This window comes from Streptomyces sp. NPDC015139, assembly GCF_043079785.1.
Lineage (GTDB): Bacteria > Actinomycetota > Actinomycetes > Streptomycetales > Streptomycetaceae > Streptomyces > Streptomyces albidocamelliae.
Genome location: NZ_JBIBUW010000008.1, coordinates 310,833 through 327,689, shown reverse-complemented (window position 1 = coordinate 327,689; position 16,857 = coordinate 310,833). Strand labels below are relative to the sequence as shown.

The following is a 16,857-nucleotide window of genomic DNA, read 5'->3' as shown; positions in this document are numbered from 1 at the left end:
CCGTCACCCCTCGCGCCCATGCCGCGGGCCGGTTCGGCCGCCGAACTGGCCGAGTTGTCACCTCACCTGGCCGAAGGCTGGGCCGGCAGGTCGAAGACGTGCTGCGGAGAGATGATTTGGGTGATCGCCCGGCCGACCAGGGTGCTGGGTTCCTCGTCGTCGTGGCCGATGTCGGTGTTGAGGAGCACCACGACGCTCGTCCGCGTCGACGGCAGGTAGATGGTCAGGGACTCGTAGCCCGGCAGGGAGCCGTTGTGCCCGATCCAGCCCTGCACGTCGAAGATGCCCAGTCCGTACCCGGCGCCCGGGATCGGGGTCGCCGGCGTGACGAGCCGCTGCTTCTGCATCGCGGGGCTGATCATCCGCCTGCCGTCGGGCAGTTGCCCGGTGGCGACCGTCGGCGCCCAGGTGTGCAGGTCGTCCAGGGTGGAGATCATCGCGCCGGCCGCCCAGCCCCAGGACGGGTTCCAGCCGGCGGTCTCGGCCACCTTCCCGTCGGCCGTCTGGTCGGTGTAGCCCTGTGCGTGCGGCGCGGGGAACTCATTGCCCGTCGGGAAGACGGTGTCCTTCATGCCGGCCGGGCCGAGGATGTGCTGCGTGAAGTAGTCCCCGAGCCGCTGACCGCTCTCCTTCTCGACGACCAGCCCGAGCAGGATCAGGTTGGTGTTGGAGTAGAAGAACTTCTGCCCCGGCTCGAAGAGCACCGGATGCCGGAACGCGTAGTCGAGCAGCTGCTGCGGGGTGAAGGGGCGTTGCGGGTCGGACGTCAGGGCCTTGAAGAAGTCGTCGTCCTCGGTGTAGTTGAACAATCCGCTGCGCATGCCGGCCAGTTGCCGCAGCGTGATCCGGTCGCCGTTCGGCACGCCGTCGACGTATGTGCCGATCGGGTCGTCCAGGCCGACCTTGCCCTGCTCCGCCAGCTGCAGCAGCGCGGTCACGGTGAACGTCTTGGTCTCGCTGCCGATGCGCATGAACAGGTCCGGTGTCATCTTGCGGCCGCTCGCCTTGTCGGCGACCCCGAACGAGCGGACGTAGTCGGGCTGCCCCGGCGTCCAGATGCCGACGGTGACTCCGGGGACGTTCGCCTCGCGCATCACCCGCTCCACCGAGGTGTCGAGTTGGCGTGCCACCGCGGGGGTGAGGGCGCGGACGTCGGGTCCGGAGGGGGACGGTGCCGGCGAGCCCGCGGTGGACACGGCGGGCGGGGCGGCCGGTACGGCGCCGGCGGCGGTCGGCGCCAGCAGCGTCGCCGCCGTCACGGCGACCAGGGTCCCCCTGAGCAGGTGTGCGGATCGATGCGACATGGGCTGACTCCAAGCACGTGGGACGCGAACGTGCGGTGAGCGGGACGTCAGGGGCCCGAACCGTCACACAAGGATAGGAGCGGCCCTCCCGCCGCGCCCGTCGGAGCGGGTGCCCGCGCCCGTGCGCGCCGAGCGGGATGCTTGTCCGACAGGCGGAAGGTCCCGTTCGGGCGATGGCCTCACCCGACCCGGTGAGGCCCCGGGGCGGGGCGTACCGGGGGCCGCCCGTGCGCGTTGCCCCGGCATGAACCGCTTGGAACGGACGGACCGCCCGCAGCGGGCCGACATCCCGGGCCGTCGGGTGGACCGGAACCGTCGCACGGACGGGACGGGGGAGCCGATCTACGACCGGCTGGTCGCGGAGTGGCGGGCACAGGGACGCGCCGTCCCCACCGAGCCGGACCCGCCGCGTCCGTCCCCGTCCTGACCCCGGACGCGCGTCCCGCGGACGAACGCGCTCGTCCCGCCGGTGCTACTGCCCGTGCACCGGTGTGAGGACGGTCAGGGTGGCGTTGGCCTGTCTGAGGGCGTCCTCCAGGGTGCCGGGCGAGTGCAGCGCGCCGGTGCCGTCGGGCGGCACCAGCCATTCGAGGAAGCGGGCCGGCCGGTACGGCGGCGGGACGGCGACCCAGGATCCCTTGCCCGCGTAGCGCAGGCCCGCGCCCACCCAGCTCGCCGACGGGTCCGGCGGGACGAGGAAGCCGACCCGGCCCGCCGCGGTGTCCACCAGGGTCGGTCCCGGCACCGGCAGCTCGGGCCGCCACAGCAGGTCCAGGGTGAGCAGCCCCAGTCGCTCGGGAACGCTGAGCACGTCCCAGAAGCGGCCCGCCTCCAGCAGCGCGATGCCCTCCCCGTGGTCCCACTCCCACTTGCAGGCGCGCGGGTCGGCCGCCGCCGCGGCCAGCCACTCGATGCCCCGCATCCACATCGTGTTCGTCATGCACTGCTCCGGAAGTCCTCGCTCACCCGCTCTGGGCGCAGGGAGCGGCGGTGCCGGGCACATCGTGCGCCTGCACAGCAACCCGGCATATGCATGCTCGTAGATATTTCTACGTGGCGGAAGGGGTGGCGCGGCCTGGCGTTTGAGCCGACGCGTTCGAACTCCGCCCGAGGGTTCGTCAGTCGAGCCAGGGGGGATCCGTCACCCTTTCGATGGTCCGTTCGCCGAGCGCAATTGATTCGGTCGTATAAACAGCGGATTCGATCGTCCACTCTTGAGATCTTCGCCGATTCAGTCGTACAGTCGGGTCATTCGCCGTCTCCTCCAGCGAGGTACTTCATGGACCGCACGCGACTGCACGCCCTCCTGGCCCGCGAGAGCGCCGAGGCCGAGCGCCGCAACCCGCGCTCGCGTGAGGCCTACGCGCGGGCCGACCACCTCTTCGGCCGGGTGCCGATGACCTGGATGAACAAGACCGCCGGCGCCTTCCCGCGCTATCTGGCCGGGGCGCGCGGCGCACGGGTGACGGACGTGGACGGGCACGAGTACGTCGACTTCTGCCTCGGCGACACGGGTGCGATGGCCGGCCATTCGCCCGCGCCGGTCACCGAGGCGGTGCAACGGCGCTTCGCGGAACTCGGCGGGGCCACCGCCATGCTGCCCACGGAGGACGCCGAGTGGGTCGGCGCCGAGCTGACCCGGCGCTTCGGCCTGGCGCGCTGGAGTTTCTCCCTCACCGCGACCGACGCCAACCGCTGGGCGATCCGGCTCGCGCGGGCCGTCACCGGCCGGCCGAAGGTCCTGGTGAACAGCTACTGCTACCACGGCAGCGTGGACGAGTCGCTGATCGTCGTCGGCCCGGACGGCGACGGCACCGCCCGCGAGGGCAACGTCGGCGCGCCCTGCGACGTGACGCTGACCAGCCGGGTCAGCGAGTTCAACGACCTCGCCGGACTGGAGCGCGAGCTGGCCCACGGCGACGTCGCCGCGGTCCTCATGGAGCCCGCACTGACCAACATCGGCATCGTGCTGCCCGAACCCGGCTACCTCGCCGGTGTCCGCGAGCTGACCAGGCGGTACGGCACGCTGCTCATCAACGACGAGACCCACACCTTCTCCGCCGGCCCCGGCGGCTGCACGGCCGAGTGGGACCTCGAACCCGACCTGCTGACCATCGGCAAGGCGATCGGCGGCGGCATCCCCGCCGGCGCCTACGGCCTCTCCGCCGAACTGGCCGAGCGGCTGCTGGCCCGCGCGGACCTGGACCTCGTCGACATGGGCGGCGTCGGCGGCACCCTGGCGGGCAACGCGCTGTCGGTCGCGGCGACCCGGGCCACGCTGGAACACGTGCTCACCGACGCGGCGTTCGCCCGGATGACCAAGCTCTCCGAGCGCTTCGAGGCGGGAGTCCGGGCCGGTGTCGAGGCGCATCGGCTGCCCTGGTCCGTCAGCCGGCTCGGCGCCCGTACCGAGTACCGTTTCACCGCACCGGCCCCCCGCACCGGCACCGAGTCCGCGGCGGCCTCCGACCCGGAGCTGGAGGACTTCCTGCACCTGTACCTGGCCAACCGGGGCATCCTGCTCACCCCGTTCCACAACATGGCGCTGATGTGCCCCGACACCACCGAAGCGGACGTCGACACCCACACCGCGGTCTTCGCCGCCGCCCTCGACGAACTGAACGGCTGAACCGCGCGGCCGCCGCGCGGGACGACACGGAAGGAGACGCGTGGACGAGATCGACCGGGCCATCCTGCGCGAGCTGCAGACCGACGGCCGGATCGCCTACGCCGACCTCGGACCGAAGGTCGGCCTGTCCGCCTCGGCGGCCCGGCAGCGCCTGCAACGCCTGCTCGACTCCCGGGCCGTGCAGGTGGTCGGCGTCACCGATCCGATGGCCATGGGCGGCCAGGCGATGGCGCTGCTCGGCATCCGGGCCGACGGCGACCCCCGCACGGTCGCCGACGCCCTCGCCGAGCGCCCCGAGGTCGTCTACTCGGTGCTGACCTCGGGCGGATTCGACCTGTTCGCCGAGGTCGTGGCCCCCGGCCCGAAGGCACTGCTGGACTTCGTCAACGACGTGGTCCGCCCGATCGACGGCGTCCGCGAGATCGAGTCCTTCCCCTACTTCGGCATCCACACCCACCGCTTCCTGTGGGACGTGGGCTGACCGTCCGGGACCGGAGTCCGGGCCGGGTCAGGTGACCTGTGGCAGGGGCACCAGCACCAGCATGGTGGCGTCGTCCCGGACCTCGTAGCCCAGTGCCAGCAGGTCCCGCCAGACCGCCGCGGGCAGCTGGGCGGACGCCGTGGACGCCGTACCCGCCAGCGCGGCCAGCCGCTCGGGCAGCGGATAGAAGGAGTCACCCGCGTCCCGGGCCTCCCACACCCCGTCGGAGGCCAGGACCAGCCGGTCGCCCGGACCGAGGGCCAGGGTGACCTCCTTCGGCGGGTCGTCGCCGAGCAGCCCCAGCCCCAGCGGCGGACAGGGCGGGACGGTCACCTCCACGGCCTTCCCCTCGCGCAGCAGAACCGGCGTCGGATGGCCGCAGGTCACCACCCGCACGGTCCGCGCGTCGGGCGAGAACTCCAGCAGCACCCCGGTCGCGAACAGCTCCGCGTGCCGCACACCCGCCGAGTCCACCGCCAGCCTGCGGTCCATCCGCCACGCCACCGACCGGAGGTCCGGCTGGTCGAGCGCGGCCTCCCGGAACGCCCCGAGCAGCGAGACCACCGTCGACACCGCCGCCAGCCCGTGCCCCTGCACGTCCCCCATCACCGCACGGACCCCTTTCGGCCCCTCCCGCACGTCGAAGAAGTCACCGCCCACCAGCGTCCCGTCCTGCGCGGTCCGGTAGAAGCCCGTACAGCCGACGCTCCCGACCCGCTCCGGCAGCGGGGGCATGACGGCGCGTTGCACGGCCTCGGCGATCGTCCGCTCGGTGTCCAGCTGGGCGTCCCGGCGACTGCGCACATAGGAGACGAACACACTCAGCGCGGCCACGAAGGCGACGGTCAGCAGATCGGTCTCGCCCGGGCGGTTCAGATGGGTGCCCGGAAGGTGCAGCACCAGGACCACCGCCACACCGAGGAACGCGGTCGCCACCGGGCCGTACGAGAGGACCGCGATCGGCGGGATGGCCCCCAGCAGGAAACCGAGATCGCTCGCGTGCGGACTCACCAGCGCGGCCGCGGTGACACCGGCGAGGAGCAGCAGCGGCAGCGCCCGGACCCACCACGGCGGCGGCGCGCCGCGCAGCCAGCCGCGATCCTCCTGGTCCCGGGGAGAGGAGCTGCCGCGCACCGCACTCACATCCCCAAACTACGCCGCCGACCGGGCCGCGGCCTCCCTGCCGGCGGGCCGGGACGGGCACCGCCGAAAAGCGGTGGACACCCCGGCCGCGGCCCGCCTACCGTCTGACCGCACGCCCGAGACGGACGGAAGGAGGCGAGCGTCATGGCCACAGTCATTCCGCGCTCCCCCCTCCCCGTCGTCCGGGTGTGCCACGCCTGACCGGGAGCGCGCCACTTCGCAGAAGCATCCCGGAGGATCCGTGACCGACCTGGTCGTCCGCACGCTCGACGAGAGCAGTGCCCACCTGTTCGACACCATGCCCGACCCGCTGGCCTTCCGTGAGAAGCACCGGCGGACCCGCTACCGCGCCGACTGGCGCCGCATCGCCGTCCGCGAGGGCCGCACCGTGGCCCGCGCCGCCTGGTGGGGCCGGCCCGAGGACACCGAACCGCTGCTGATCAACTGGTTCGACGTCGCCGAGGGCGAGGAGGACGCAGGGGCCGAGCTCCTGCGGACCGCGCCCTGGCACCCCGACGAGATGGATCTCGACCTGCCCGCCGGCTGGCGCGACGACCCGCTGCTGCGGGCCGCCGTGGACACCCGCGCCACCGCCGCCCGCATGGGCGGCTACGCACCGCTGGTGGAGCGCTTCCTCTACCGCTGGACGCCGGAGCGGGGGCTGCCCGAGCGCCCCGGACGCCTGGTCTTCGGCGGGGAGCCGGACGACACCGTCTTCCTCGACCTGCTGCGCCGCATCCACTCCGAGACCCTGGACGCGCACGCCCTGCGCGCCATCGCCGAGGGCGGGGTGGACCAGGCCGCGCGGGAGGAACTCGACGTCTTCCACTGGATGGCCTCACCGCGCGACTGGTGGCAGATCGCCCGCACACCCGGCGGCGAGCCGGTCGGCCTCCACATCCCCGCCCGCAACCCCTCCGGGCCGTGCGTCGGCTTCATCGGCGTCGTACCCGAACAGCGCGGCCATGGCTACGCCTTCGACCTGCTCGCCGAGTGCACCCACTTCCTGACCGGACACGGCGCCGAGTTCATCGCCGCCGCCACCGACCAGGGCAACCTCCCCATGGCCGCGCACTTCACCAGGGCCGGCTACCCGGTCGTACGGGAGCGCGTCAACTTCTGGGCCGAGCGCGGCTGACCGGACCGGGGTGCCGGGGCCCGTGCCCCGGCACCGCACGGCGGGGAGGTGGGGAGGTACGGCGGGCGCACCGGCCTAGTCGGCACCCTCGGCCAGCCGGGCCTCCGCCGCCGACAGGATCTCGGTGACGCGGAGGCCGAACGAGGCGTCACAGGCGTGCGGACGTCCCGTGCGCGCGGCCGTCACCAGCGCGTCCGCGGCCCGCGACAGCGCGGGGACCGCACCCTCGGAGCTGCCCGGCATGAGCGACACCCCCGCCTCCCCCCGCAGCTCCACGTCGGCACCGGCCGCGGCGGGCGGCGCCGTCAGACTCAGCGTCAGGGTGCTCGACGCACCCGTGGCATGGTCGAGCACCAGGTGCACGGTGTCCGCGGGGCCGTGCACCGCCGCCACGACCTGGCGTACGTCGCCGAGTACGGGGAGCAGCACGGACAGGGCGTGCGGGCCGACGTCCCACAGCGCGCCCTTCTCCCGCCGCCAGGGCGAGGCGGCGAACGGGCTGTCGGTGGTGAACACCGCTCCGAGCCACTGGGCCCGCGCCGTGAACCAGCCCGCCTCGGCGGCCTGTTCCTCTATCCAGGCATCCGGCTCCTTCTGGAAGCGAGCGGTGAAGAACACCACCGACGCCACACCGGCCCGCTCCGCCGCCTCCGCCACCTCCCGGGCCCCGGCCATGGACAGCGCCAACGGCTTGTCCAGCAGCAGATGCCGGCCGGCCCGTGCCGCGCGCACCGCCAACTCCGGTTGCACGGACGGCGGCAGAGCGACCGCCACCGCGTCCACGTCGGCCAGCAGGGCGTCCACGTCGGCATAGGCGGCGACGTCGTACTGCTCCGCGAGCTCGGTGGCCGCCTCCGGCCGGCGCCCCCACACTCCCGCGAACTCAAGGCCGGTGTGCCCGGCCAGGGCGGGGGCGTACGCCGCCCGGGCCCACGGGCCCGTTCCCAGCAGTCCGATGCGCATGTCGTGATCCTCTCTCCGAACCGTTCCCCGCACCCTCAGGATGCTGTGCTCCGCTCGCCGTCCGCACACGTGCGGCCCGCGTCCTCCTGACCGGCCAGCCACTCGGCGATGGTGGCGGCGATCGGCTGTCCGGTGTCCATCTCGACGAATCCGAACTGGCCGGACTGGTTGCACTCCAGGAACCACCAGATCCCGTCGGCGTCCTCGGCGAAGTCGAAGGCACCGTAGGCCAGTTCGGCCTCCCTCAGATAGCGCAGTACGCCGTCCGCCACACGTGGGGGCACGTCCACGGGCAGCCAGGGGGAGGCCGACGGCGCGAAGCGGACGTCCACGTCGTCGGGATGGGCGTCCGGGTCGGTCGGCTTGCGCGCGGCGAGCAGCGTGCCGCCCACGGCCGTGAGCCGGACGTCCGCCCGTTTGGGAACCCGCCGCTGGAGCAGTGTCGGTCCGTAGGCGACCGCCGTGAAGTCGGCGTCCGGCGCGACCCGGCTGGTGGGCACCGCACGCGGCGGCTCCTGCGGATGGGCGCCGGAGACGGGTTTGACCACCAGGTCCGGGAAGCGCTCCGCGAACTCCCGCGCGGCCTGCGGGAACGTCGTGATCAGGGTGGCCGGCACGGCGAGGTTGCTGCGCTGGGCGAGATGCAGTTGCCAGGGCTTGTGGCGGGCGCGGCGGGCGGCGTCCGGATGGTTCATCCAGCGCGCCCCGGTGGCGCGCAGCATGCCGTACAGCGCCTGCGAGGACTCCTCCGTCAGCCAGGCGGACGGCTGGGGCGCGCGGGCGGCCGCGTCACCGGGCCTGCGCACCCAGACGGAGCGCAGGCCGTTCATGCTCACCAGGCGCCCGCCCACGGACAGATGCCCACGGCAGGCGCCCCGCACGTACTCGCCCGACAGCGCGACCCCGTTGGTGAGATCGGCGGGGTCGAGCCGGACGACGGGCACGCCCGCCTCGCCCAGCCGGAGGACCACCATGTCCGCCGTCACGTCCTCTTCACTGGTCAGGATGAGCACGGTCATCTTCCAGGGCCCGCGGTTCAGTCGTCGAAGTGCGTCTTGGAACCGGCGGTCGACGTCGTGGTTCCGAGAGCTCTCAGGGTGGCGTGGTCGGTGGCGGCTATCCGACCGTCCGGGAGGAGGTTCAACTGCAGTCCGGAGTCGTACGCATACGGAGTGGTGACGTCCAACTCCACAGCGGGCCGCGCGTAGTTGAGCGTGAACGGTTGCATGTTCTCTCCCTGATTCGGCTTTCACGTCCTTATACGATTCGAACGGGTGATTGGTTTCCTTACGCTGCGTGATCGTCGCCCCGGGGGCGGCCCGGCAAGGGTCCCGCAAGCAAGGAGACAACGGAACGTCGGCCGGTTGCGACGGTGCCCGGCGGGTGCGCGACGGTGCATGGCCGACGGGTCGTTGGTGACGGAGTGTTGTATGTCACAGTCGGTGAGGCGGTGGCCCCTGCTCCCCGCGGGTCACCTCGCGAGCGCGTCCCGGGCGGCCTCCAGGGCCTGTTCCGCGTATCCGCGCCCGAACAGCACCGCGTGCACCAGCAGCGGGAAGAGCTGGTGCATGCCGACCCGCTCCCGCCAGCCCTCGGCCGGTGGCGCCGCCTCCTCGTAGCCGGCGAGCACCCGCTCGAGGTGGGGACAGCCGAACAGCCGGAGCATGGCCAGGTCGGTCTCCCGGTGCCCGCCGTGCGCGGCCGGGTCGATGAGCCGGACCGATCCGTCCGCGCCCCACAGCACGTTCCCGTTCCACAGGTCGCCGTGCAGCCGGGCGGGCGGCTCGGCGGGCCCCGCCAGGTCCGGCAGCCGCTCGCAGACCCGCTCGAACACCGTCGCCTCGGCCGGACGCAGCGTGCCGCGGTCGACCGCGCCGCGCACGTACGGCAGGACCCGGTGCTCGGCGTACCAGGCCGGCCAGTCCGTCCCCGGCACATTGCGCATGGGGGCGAGGCCGATGTAGGCGTTCTCCGGGCCGCCGGGCGGGGGCGTCCCGAAACGGGCCGCGCCGGCCGCGTGCAGGGCGGCCAGTGCTTGGCCGAAACGCATCGCCGCTCCGGGATCGGCGGGCCCCGTGGGCACCCGCTCGGTCACCATCCAGCGCTCGTCGTGACCGAGTACCGCGGGCACCCCGACCGCGTCCGCGGCGGCCAGCCAGCGCAGCCCGGCCACCTCGGCGCGAACGGCTCCGGGCGCGTCGCTGTGTTTGATCATCACCGGAGTCCCGCCCTCAAGCGTCACTTCGGCGGGCGATCCGGACGCCGTCCCGCCGGCGACCACCGGGCGGCCGGTGAGCCGGGCCGCCGCCTCTCCTGGTCCCTCGTACCCCTGGGTCACGGCCCCAGAGTACGGCCCGGAAGTCACGCCCTGCGCCCGGCACTTGGACCGTTACTACGACTGTTTCCGGCCAAACCCCGGCAGTAACTACCCGTGCTGATCCGGTACGGCTAGCGTGAGGGCGCCGCGACGCCACACCAGGGGCACCGGGCCCCGCAGGGACTTGCGCGCGGCGGAGGATCTTCCCCGTGACCACAGCATCCGTGCTGATGGCCGACGTATTCGAAGTCCAGCCCTACACCTCTCACTGCGAGATCATCCTCGACGAGGGTGCGCACGCGGTGATCGGTGTGTCCCCGGGCAACAGCTACTTCTCGGCCCGGCGCCTGCACGATCTCGCCGGCTGGGGACTGGACCGCTTCGAGAAGGTCGACTTCGTCTACACCGACCTGTACGTGGCCGAGATGTACGAGGCCTCCGGCTATCCACCCGACGAGGCCCGCCGCAAGGCGGTGAAGAACCTGCGCGGCGTACGCGCCAAGGTGCGCGAGGCGGTGTCGGCGGCCGACCCCGAGGGGCGGCGACTGGACTGGCATGCGATGTCGGAGTTCCGCACCAACCCCGCCTACCAGGAGATCCACCGGCAGCTGACGGCGCGACTGGCCTCCGACGGAGCCTTCCGGGCCGTCTGCGACGCCCTGGTGAATCGTTTCCTCGCCGCGCGTGGCGAGGAGCCGACCGAACGCCTGCGGGCCGTGTGCCTGGAGTACGTGTGCGCGGAGGCGCCGCTGTTCCTGGACACCCCGGCCATCCTCGACGTGCCCTCCTCGCTCAACTGCTACCACCAGCTGCTGCCGATGGCCGAGCTCCTGTACTCCCGCGGTGCCGGCCTGCGCGCCTCCCGCAACCAGGGCCACGCCGTCGTCACCCCCGCCGTCCTGGAAGGAGCCGCGGCATGACCGCCGCCCCCGGCGTCCGCGCCGACCACCCGCCCCTGCTCGACTTCCCCTTCTCCTGGGACGGCACCCGCGTGCCCGCCGAGGTGGAGGAGCTGCGCGCCACCGCCCCCGTACGGCGGGTGCGGACCATCGCCGGCGACGAGGCCTGGCTCGTGTCGTCGTACGAGCTGTGCCACCAGGTCCTCAAGGACGACCGCTTCTCCCTCAAGGACACCTCCGCGCCCGGGGTGCCGCGGCAGTACGCGCTCACCATCCCCCCCGAGGTCGTGAACAACATGGGCAACATCACCGGCGCCGGGCTGCGGCGCGCGGTGATGAAGGCGCTCAACCCGAAGGCGCCCGGCCTGGTGGAGTGGCTGCGCGGCGAGGCGCACCGACTGGTCGACACCCTGGTCGCCGCCGGGCCGACGGCCGATCTGCGCGCGGCGTTCTGCGAGCCGTACTCGGCGGGGATGCACTGCCTCCTCCTCGGCATCCCGCAGGGCGAGGCCCCGGCCTTCCTGCGCAGCCTCGACATCGCCTTCATGAACTCCGCGTGCCCGGTCACCGGCGCCGGGATCAACTGGGACCGGGACATCGCCCGGATGACGGCCCTGCTCGACGACCCGTCCACGCACGGTCTGATGGGCGAACTGGCCGCCCTGCGCCACGACCCCGACTACGCGCACCTGTCCGACGAGATGCTGGCCACCGTCGGCGTCACCCTGTTCGGCGCCGGTGTCATCTCCACCTCGGGCTTCCTCGCCATGGCCCTGGTGTACCTGCTCACCCACCCCATCGCCCGGGACCTCCTGCGGGACCGCCCCGACCTGATCGGCCCGGGCGTGGAGGAGCTGCTGCGCGTCAACCTCTCCATCGGCGACGCGCTGCCCCGCCTCGCCCTTCAGGACACGAGGCTCGGGGACGTCGAGGTGAAGCGCGGCGAACTCGTCCTGGTCCTCGTCGAGGGCGCCAACCTCGACCCGGCGAAGTTCCCCGACCCGCACCGCTTCGACCTGCACCGTGACAACACCGCCGACCACCTCGCCTTCGGCGGCGGAGCCCACTACTGTCCCGCGACCGGACTCGGCCGCACCCACGCCCGCATCGCCCTGGAGGTCCTCCTCGAGCGGCTGCCCGACCTCGCGCTCGCCGTGCCGTCCGGACAGCTCGTCTGGCGCACCGGGTTCATGAAGCGCATCCCCGAGCGGCTGCCGGTGATCTGGTAACCCGCGAGGCCCTGCCTCCCCACGGCGTCCCCGGCCCGGCACCCCGGGCGGGGCCGCCGACGGCGGAGCCGGCCGTCAGCGCCGGGCGGCGTCCGACCTCCGGGTCAGGCCCACGGGGTTGCCGGCCGGCAGCAGCTCCGCGTCCTCGACCGCACGGGCCAGGGGCTCCAGCAGAGCGGCGAGGCGTGCGGTGCGGTCGGCCCCGAGCCCGGTCCACGGGCCTTCGGCCGCCGCGTCGGTCAGCGCCTCCACCTCCGCGCGCAGGGCGGCCCCGGCCGGGGTGAGCGTGCCGTCCGCCGCGAGATGGCCCCGGTCCCGCTGCCGTGCCTCGGCAGCCGCCCAGTCGGCCTGCTCCCACTTCCGCGTCTCGCGCAGGAACGGCCCGTCGGACTCGCCGGCCGCCGCCTTGAGCACCATGGCGTCGACAGGGCCGAGCCCCCGGCTCACCAGTGCCGCGACATGCCCGTCCCCCCGGTGCTCGCGCAGGGTGGTGACGGCCTGCCACAGCCGGGCGGTGACCCGGTCCGGGCGCTCCAGCGCCTGATTGGCCGCGGCCAGCACCCTGCCGGCGGTGTCCGCTCCCGCCGCGGCCTCCCACGCGAGGTCCGCCGCCTCGGCGAACTCCGGGGAGCCGACGGCCGCCGGCCCGAACAGGCCCGTCATCGCCGCGTCCATGGCCTCCCACCGGGCCGCCAGCACGTCCGCCGGAGCCGCGTACCCCCAGGCGTCCGGCAGCGCCCGTGTCACGCGAGCCGGGTGGAAGACGTAGAAACAGCTGGTCACCACGGACGGGGGAGTCGTGCCGAGCGGCGCCGCGCGCAGGGCGAAGTAGCCCATCCAGTACCCGCGCATCCCGAGCGCGTCCGCCGCCCGGCGTGCCTCCGGTGCGAAGTACACGAGATCGTGCACCGGCTCGTAGCGCTCCCACAGGGCCCGCGCCCCCGCGTCCGCCACCGCTTCCTCCCACCGCGTCGCCCTGCCGTGCTGTCGGCACCAGCCTGCGTTATGACGGCCGTCATAACAAGGGGGGTGCGCCCACCGGCGGCCAACTGCGTTGCCGGACCGACGGTTTGGCCGCATGGCCCGCCCCCGACCCGGCCCGCCCAGGCCCCCCGGCGGGAAGGAGGGGTGGTGGCGGGCTCCACGGCGCTCGGGCCCGCCCGGCGGTGGGCCGGCGGGCGCGCCGGACGATTGGCCCGGACGGGGGCCCCGAGGGCCCGGCCGCTGGGTCAGACGGGTGGTGCGGTGCCCCCGGCTGGGCGGCTCGGATGGTGCGAGCGGATGGCCTCGCTGACGGTGGTTCATGTCGAGGCCGGGTCCATCCAGCTGATGAGGTATCCGCTGGCCCGGTCACGTCGGAAGGACATCACTATGCGCTCTGCCCGCATGCTCCTGGCCACGGCGGCCGCTTCGGCCGCCCTGGCCCTGGCCACCCCTGGCGCCGCGTTCGCCTCCCACGGCGGGGGCGAAGGAGGCCATGACGACTCCTCGTACAGCAAGGAGCAAGGCTCCGACGACGACCACGACAAGGGCTCCGGCGGGGACCACGACAAGGACTACAGCAAGGAGGACGGCGGCGGCCGTGATCACGACAAGCCGCGCGGCGGAATGCACACGGGTGGCGGAGCGCTCGCCACGGTGCTGACGAGCGACGACTGGGGCTCGGGCGGCGACGACAGCCGCTTCGACCCCGACAGCTACCGCGACAAGGGCGACAAGGGTGACAAGGGTGACAAGGAAGAGAAGGGCGACAAGGGAGACAAGGGCGGCAAGGGAGACAAGGGCGACCGGGACGAGGACAGCGGTCGCGACAAGGACGACTGGGGCGGCGGCGGTGGCGGCGGTGGCGGCGGTGGCGACCACGACAAGCCGCGTGGTGGCATGCACACCGGTGGTGGCGCGCTCGCCACGCCCGGTGTCACCACGGGAGGACTGGCCGTGCTGGCCGTAGGGGCCACCGGCATGTACGCGCTGCGTCGCAAGAAGGCCGCTCAGCCGGCGTCCTGACGGGGCGGCAGCCCAGGGGCTGCGGACGCCGTCGGCGCGACACCGTGCCGGCGGCCCGCGCCGCCTGAGACCCCCTCCGCGCCGCCCGCGGCGTCCCGTCCTCCCCGCCCCGATCCCCGCGCTGCCGTGCCCGAGTGAGGTGGTTTCCGATGGCAGCAGACCCGTCCTCCCCGAACCCCGCCGAACCGGCACCCGACGAGCCGGACGCCGGCCGCGGTGGGCGGCTGGCCCTCTGGGGCGTGGTCATCGCCGTGCTCGCCGTCAGCGTGTTCGGCGGCCACCGCTCCTCCGGCGACACGCCCGAACCACCCCGCGCCCAGGGCTCCAAGGCCGCCGTGCAGGACGACCCGCGTCATGCGGACAAGGCCCTGTCCCACTCCGCCCCGACCCGGCTGCTGATTCCCAAGATCGCGGTGGACGCTCCGTTCACGACCCTGTCGATCGGCCCCACCGGCCAGCTCGAACCCCCACCCGCGGGCGACACCAACCTCGTGGGCTGGTACGCCAAGGGCGCCTCACCCGGCGAGCAGGGCACCGCGATCATCGCCGGACACGTCGACACGACGACGTCCGCGGCCGTCTTCGCCAATCTCGACGAGCTGGAGGAGGGCGACACGTTCACGGTGGACCGCGCCGACGGACGGACGGCGGAGTTCGTGGTGGACGACGCCGAGAACTTCCCGAAGGACGACTTCCCCAGCAAGCGGGTCTACGCCGACACCTCGCGCTCCGAGGTCCGGCTGATCACCTGCTCCGGGGACTACGACCACTCCGTGCGGGACTACACCGAGAACCTGGTCGTCTTCGCCCACCTGGTGTGAGCCGGCCGGGCCGGCCGCGGCTCAGGCGGCCCGTTCGGCGAAGGGGCCGTCCGCGGCGAAGGCCCGGTCCGCGAACCGCTCGCCGATGCGGCGGTGGGCCGCCGCGTCCGGGTGGAGGTCGTCGGGCAGCGGCAGCTCGGCGAAGTCGGCCTCGCCGTACAGCTCACGGCCGTCGAGGTGGTGCAGCCACGGGTCGTCGGCCGCGCGCTCGCGGACGACACGGGACAGCTCCTCCCGGATCACGCCCAGGGTGAGCTTCCCGGCGGCCCTCTCCGCCGGGTCGCCCGCCGCCCGGAACCGCAGCCGCCCCTCGCTCAGGGCGGACAGGTCGGGGAGGGTCGGGCCCGGGGTGTCCTCGTGGATGGGGCACAGGATCGGCGAGACGACGAGCAGCGGAGTTGCGGGGTGCCCTTCCCTGACGGTATCGAGGAAGCCGTGCACGGCGGGGCCGAAGGCCCGCAGCCGCATCAGGTCGGTGTTCACCACGTTGATGCCGATCTTGACGCTGATCAGGTCGGCGGGGGTGTCGCGCAGCGCGCGGGCCGTGAACGGGTCCAGCAGGGCGCTGCCGCCCAGCCCCAGGTTGATCAGTTCCACGCCGCCGAGGGACGCGGCGAGCGCCGGCCAGGTGGTGGTGGGACTCGCCGCGTCGGAGCCGTGGCTGATCGAGCTGCCGTGATGCAGCCACACCTTCCGGCCCCGGTCGGGTACGGGCTCCACGGGCGCGTCGGTGCGCAGTGCGACCAGTTCTGTCGTCTCGTTGTGCGGCAGCCAGATCTCGACGTCCTTGACGGCGTCGGACAGCCCGGCGAAGCGCACGGTGGCGACCGGGCCGGGGCGGTGCTCGGCCCTGCCGGTGCTCATGTCGATCGTGAGCGTGTTCCCACCGGTGACCGTGGCACGGCCGGCCGCGCGTCCGTCCACGAGCAGGTCGTAGACGCCGTCCGGGCGGGCCGGCGCGCCCGCGTACACCCGCTTGGTCGGCAGGGTGTCCAGCTCGACGGCGGTGGCGCGGGTCCGGAAGGCGAGGCGGACGCCGGAGGGCTGAGACTCCGCCAGGGCCAGCTGCGGATCGGCGCACTGGGCGCGGGCCCGGGCCGGCAGCCGGTGCGGCAGCAGTCCGTGGGCGGTGCGCTCCAGGTCGAGGGCGCCGCGGACGAGCTCGGGGGTGAGGGGAGTGGTGTGCATGGTGTGTGCCTGTGTCCGGTGGGTCAGGGTGTGGTGGCGCCCGGCCAGTTGCGCAGCAGGGCGTCGAGGGCGTCGAGGATCCGGGTCCACGACTCCTGCGAATCGGGGGCGCTGTGGCTGAATCCGCCGGCGCTCTCCAGGCTGACGTAGCCGTGGAAGACGCTGCCGAGCAGCCGGACCGCATGGGTCTGGTCCGGCTCGGAGAGGTCGTAGCCCCGCAGGATCGCCCGGGTCATCTGCGCGTGCCGGCCGCCCGCGCTCGTGGCCGCCGCCTCCGCGTCCAGCGGGTGGCGGGCCGCCGCGTAGCGGCCGGGGTGTTCGCGGGCGTAGCCGCGGTAGACGTCGGCGAAGGCGGTGAGGGCGTTCTTGCCGGCCCGGCCCGCGAGCGCGTCGGCGGCGCGGTCCGCCAGCTCCGCCAGCGCGAGCAGGGCGATCCGCGTCCTGAGGTCCTGGGAGTTCCGCAGGTGCGAGTACAGGCTGGCCACCTTGACGTCGAAGCGCCGGGCCAGGGCGGAGACGGTCACCTGGTCGAATCCGACCTCGTCCGCCAGCTCGGCGCCCGCACGGACGAGACGTTCGGTGGTCAGGCCTACGCGAACCATAAGAGATCTCCCCTCTGACGTAAGAGATTATGCAGCTTCCTAAAGCCTGTAGGCAAATGTTGGCTGACCTGCGACTTGATCCGGTGGGGGCACAATGGAACGCTTCCCTCGCCGGCCGCGACCCCGGCCGGAGAAG

At 73.3% G+C, this 16,857-nt stretch carries 18 protein-coding genes; 8 read left to right on the top strand and 10 right to left on the bottom strand.

Features of this window, described 5'->3' with window-relative positions:
• Positions 1-62 precede the first annotated feature (62 nt).
• Positions 63-1,304 (bottom strand): serine hydrolase domain-containing protein, encoded by a 1,242-nt coding sequence (locus ACF08B_RS23620; protein WP_392319189.1) that lies wholly within the window; start codon positions 1,302-1,304, stop codon positions 63-65.
• A 244-nt stretch (positions 1,305-1,548) separates the two neighbouring features.
• Here ACF08B_RS23620 and ACF08B_RS23615 point away from each other — a divergent pair, with 244 nt between their 5' ends.
• On the top strand, positions 1,549-1,731 hold the full coding sequence (locus tag ACF08B_RS23615) for a hypothetical protein (protein ID WP_392319188.1): 183 nt from the start codon (positions 1,549-1,551) through the stop codon (positions 1,729-1,731).
• 45 nt (positions 1,732-1,776) lie between these two features.
• Here ACF08B_RS23615 and ACF08B_RS23610 read toward each other — a convergent pair whose 3' ends face one another.
• Positions 1,777-2,244, bottom strand: coding sequence for a hypothetical protein (locus tag ACF08B_RS23610; RefSeq protein WP_392319187.1), 468 nt, complete (start codon positions 2,242-2,244; stop codon positions 1,777-1,779).
• A 339-nt stretch (positions 2,245-2,583) separates the two neighbouring features.
• Here ACF08B_RS23610 and ACF08B_RS23605 point away from each other — a divergent pair, with 339 nt between their 5' ends.
• Both ACF08B_RS23605 and ACF08B_RS23600 read left to right on the top strand, forming a co-directional pair.
• Entirely contained in the window at positions 2,584-3,933 is a 1,350-nt protein-coding gene (locus ACF08B_RS23605; protein ID WP_392319186.1) for a transaminase, read from the top strand.
• Positions 3,934-3,973: 40 nt separating this feature from the next.
• Positions 3,974-4,414: an Lrp/AsnC family transcriptional regulator gene (locus tag ACF08B_RS23600; RefSeq protein WP_073894237.1), complete on the top strand. Its 441-nt coding sequence runs from the start codon at positions 3,974-3,976 to the stop codon at positions 4,412-4,414.
• A gap of 27 nt (positions 4,415-4,441) precedes the next feature.
• Here the strand turns inward: ACF08B_RS23600 and ACF08B_RS23595 are convergent, their stop codons facing one another.
• Positions 4,442-5,557 (bottom strand): PP2C family protein-serine/threonine phosphatase, encoded by a 1,116-nt coding sequence (locus ACF08B_RS23595; protein WP_392319185.1) that lies wholly within the window; start codon positions 5,555-5,557, stop codon positions 4,442-4,444.
• Between the two features lie 241 nt (positions 5,558-5,798).
• On the opposite strand from ACF08B_RS23595, the gene ACF08B_RS23590 reads away from it, so the two are divergent.
• Positions 5,799-6,695 (top strand): GNAT family N-acetyltransferase, encoded by an 897-nt coding sequence (locus tag ACF08B_RS23590; RefSeq protein WP_392319184.1) that lies wholly within the window; start codon positions 5,799-5,801, stop codon positions 6,693-6,695.
• Positions 6,696-6,770: 75 nt separating this feature from the next.
• On the opposite strand, the gene ACF08B_RS23585 is transcribed toward ACF08B_RS23590, so the two are convergent.
• From ACF08B_RS23585 to ACF08B_RS23570, 4 genes are all read right to left on the bottom strand, one after another.
• Positions 6,771-7,658, bottom strand: coding sequence for a Gfo/Idh/MocA family protein (locus tag ACF08B_RS23585; protein WP_392319183.1), 888 nt, complete (start codon positions 7,656-7,658; stop codon positions 6,771-6,773).
• A 35-nt stretch (positions 7,659-7,693) separates the two neighbouring features.
• On the bottom strand, positions 7,694-8,677 hold the full coding sequence (tgmB, locus tag ACF08B_RS23580; protein WP_392319182.1) for an ATP-grasp ribosomal peptide maturase: 984 nt from the start codon (positions 8,675-8,677) through the stop codon (positions 7,694-7,696).
• Positions 8,678-8,694: 17 nt separating this feature from the next.
• Positions 8,695-8,886 (bottom strand): putative ATP-grasp-modified RiPP, encoded by a 192-nt coding sequence (gene tgmA / locus ACF08B_RS23575; RefSeq protein WP_392319181.1) that lies wholly within the window; start codon positions 8,884-8,886, stop codon positions 8,695-8,697.
• Between the two features lie 243 nt (positions 8,887-9,129).
• The gene (locus tag ACF08B_RS23570) at positions 9,130-9,996 is read right to left on the bottom strand and encodes a fructosamine kinase family protein (RefSeq protein ID WP_392319180.1); all 867 of its coding nucleotides are present in this window, start codon (positions 9,994-9,996) and stop codon (positions 9,130-9,132) included.
• A gap of 188 nt (positions 9,997-10,184) precedes the next feature.
• Here ACF08B_RS23570 and ACF08B_RS23565 point away from each other — a divergent pair, with 188 nt between their 5' ends.
• Both ACF08B_RS23565 and ACF08B_RS23560 read left to right on the top strand, forming a co-directional pair.
• Entirely contained in the window at positions 10,185-10,895 is a 711-nt protein-coding gene (locus ACF08B_RS23565) for a tRNA-dependent cyclodipeptide synthase (RefSeq protein WP_392319179.1), read from the top strand.
• Positions 10,892-12,103: a cytochrome P450 gene (locus tag ACF08B_RS23560; protein ID WP_392319178.1), complete on the top strand. Its 1,212-nt coding sequence runs from the start codon at positions 10,892-10,894 to the stop codon at positions 12,101-12,103. The genes ACF08B_RS23565 and ACF08B_RS23560 overlap by 4 nt, the downstream gene beginning before the upstream one ends.
• A 75-nt stretch (positions 12,104-12,178) precedes the next feature.
• Here the strand turns inward: ACF08B_RS23560 and ACF08B_RS23555 are convergent, their stop codons facing one another.
• Positions 12,179-13,057, bottom strand: coding sequence for a hypothetical protein (locus ACF08B_RS23555; RefSeq protein ID WP_392319177.1), 879 nt, complete (start codon positions 13,055-13,057; stop codon positions 12,179-12,181).
• Positions 13,058-13,474: 417 nt separating this feature from the next.
• Here ACF08B_RS23555 and ACF08B_RS23550 point away from each other — a divergent pair, with 417 nt between their 5' ends.
• Positions 13,475-14,110, top strand: a complete 636-nt coding sequence (locus ACF08B_RS23550) for a hypothetical protein (RefSeq protein WP_392319176.1) — start codon at positions 13,475-13,477, stop codon at positions 14,108-14,110.
• A 149-nt stretch (positions 14,111-14,259) separates the two neighbouring features.
• Complete coding sequence (locus ACF08B_RS23545; RefSeq protein ID WP_392319175.1) at positions 14,260-14,931, top strand: class F sortase; 672 nt, start codon at positions 14,260-14,262, stop codon at positions 14,929-14,931.
• Positions 14,932-14,952: 21 nt separating this feature from the next.
• Here ACF08B_RS23545 and ACF08B_RS23540 read toward each other — a convergent pair whose 3' ends face one another.
• Together ACF08B_RS23540 and ACF08B_RS23535 are read right to left on the bottom strand one after the other, a co-directional pair.
• Positions 14,953-16,119 (bottom strand): GDSL-type esterase/lipase family protein, encoded by a 1,167-nt coding sequence (locus tag ACF08B_RS23540; RefSeq protein ID WP_392319174.1) that lies wholly within the window; start codon positions 16,117-16,119, stop codon positions 14,953-14,955.
• Between the two features lie 23 nt (positions 16,120-16,142).
• Positions 16,143-16,721 carry a TetR/AcrR family transcriptional regulator gene (locus ACF08B_RS23535; RefSeq protein WP_392319173.1) on the bottom strand — a complete coding sequence of 193 codons (579 nt, stop codon included), beginning with the start codon at positions 16,719-16,721 and terminating at the stop codon, positions 16,143-16,145.
• Positions 16,722-16,857 lie beyond the last annotated feature (136 nt).

What these genes read in the sequence shown, in the direction of transcription:
- ACF08B_RS23550 (WP_392319176.1), top strand. Translation starts at nt 13,475, where the DNA reads ATGCGCTCTGCCCGCATGCTCCTGGCCACGGCGGCCGCTTCGGCCGCC.
- ACF08B_RS23540 (WP_392319174.1), bottom strand. Translation starts at nt 16,119, where the DNA reads ATGCACACCACTCCCCTCACCCCCGAGCTCGTCCGCGGCGCCCTCGAC.
- ACF08B_RS23615 (WP_392319188.1), top strand. Translation starts at nt 1,549, where the DNA reads ATGAACCGCTTGGAACGGACGGACCGCCCGCAGCGGGCCGACATCCCG.
- tgmA (WP_392319181.1), bottom strand. Translation starts at nt 8,886, where the DNA reads ATGCAACCGTTCACGCTCAACTACGCGCGGCCCGCTGTGGAGTTGGAC.
- ACF08B_RS23610 (WP_392319187.1), bottom strand. Translation starts at nt 2,244, where the DNA reads ATGACGAACACGATGTGGATGCGGGGCATCGAGTGGCTGGCCGCGGCG.
- ACF08B_RS23560 (WP_392319178.1), top strand. Translation starts at nt 10,892, where the DNA reads ATGACCGCCGCCCCCGGCGTCCGCGCCGACCACCCGCCCCTGCTCGAC.
- ACF08B_RS23620 (WP_392319189.1), bottom strand. Translation starts at nt 1,304, where the DNA reads ATGTCGCATCGATCCGCACACCTGCTCAGGGGGACCCTGGTCGCCGTG.
- ACF08B_RS23585 (WP_392319183.1), bottom strand. Translation starts at nt 7,658, where the DNA reads ATGCGCATCGGACTGCTGGGAACGGGCCCGTGGGCCCGGGCGGCGTAC.
- ACF08B_RS23605 (WP_392319186.1), top strand. Translation starts at nt 2,584, where the DNA reads ATGGACCGCACGCGACTGCACGCCCTCCTGGCCCGCGAGAGCGCCGAG.
- ACF08B_RS23535 (WP_392319173.1), bottom strand. Translation starts at nt 16,721, where the DNA reads ATGGTTCGCGTAGGCCTGACCACCGAACGTCTCGTCCGTGCGGGCGCC.
- ACF08B_RS23545 (WP_392319175.1), top strand. Translation starts at nt 14,260, where the DNA reads ATGGCAGCAGACCCGTCCTCCCCGAACCCCGCCGAACCGGCACCCGAC.
- tgmB (WP_392319182.1), bottom strand. Translation starts at nt 8,677, where the DNA reads ATGACCGTGCTCATCCTGACCAGTGAAGAGGACGTGACGGCGGACATG.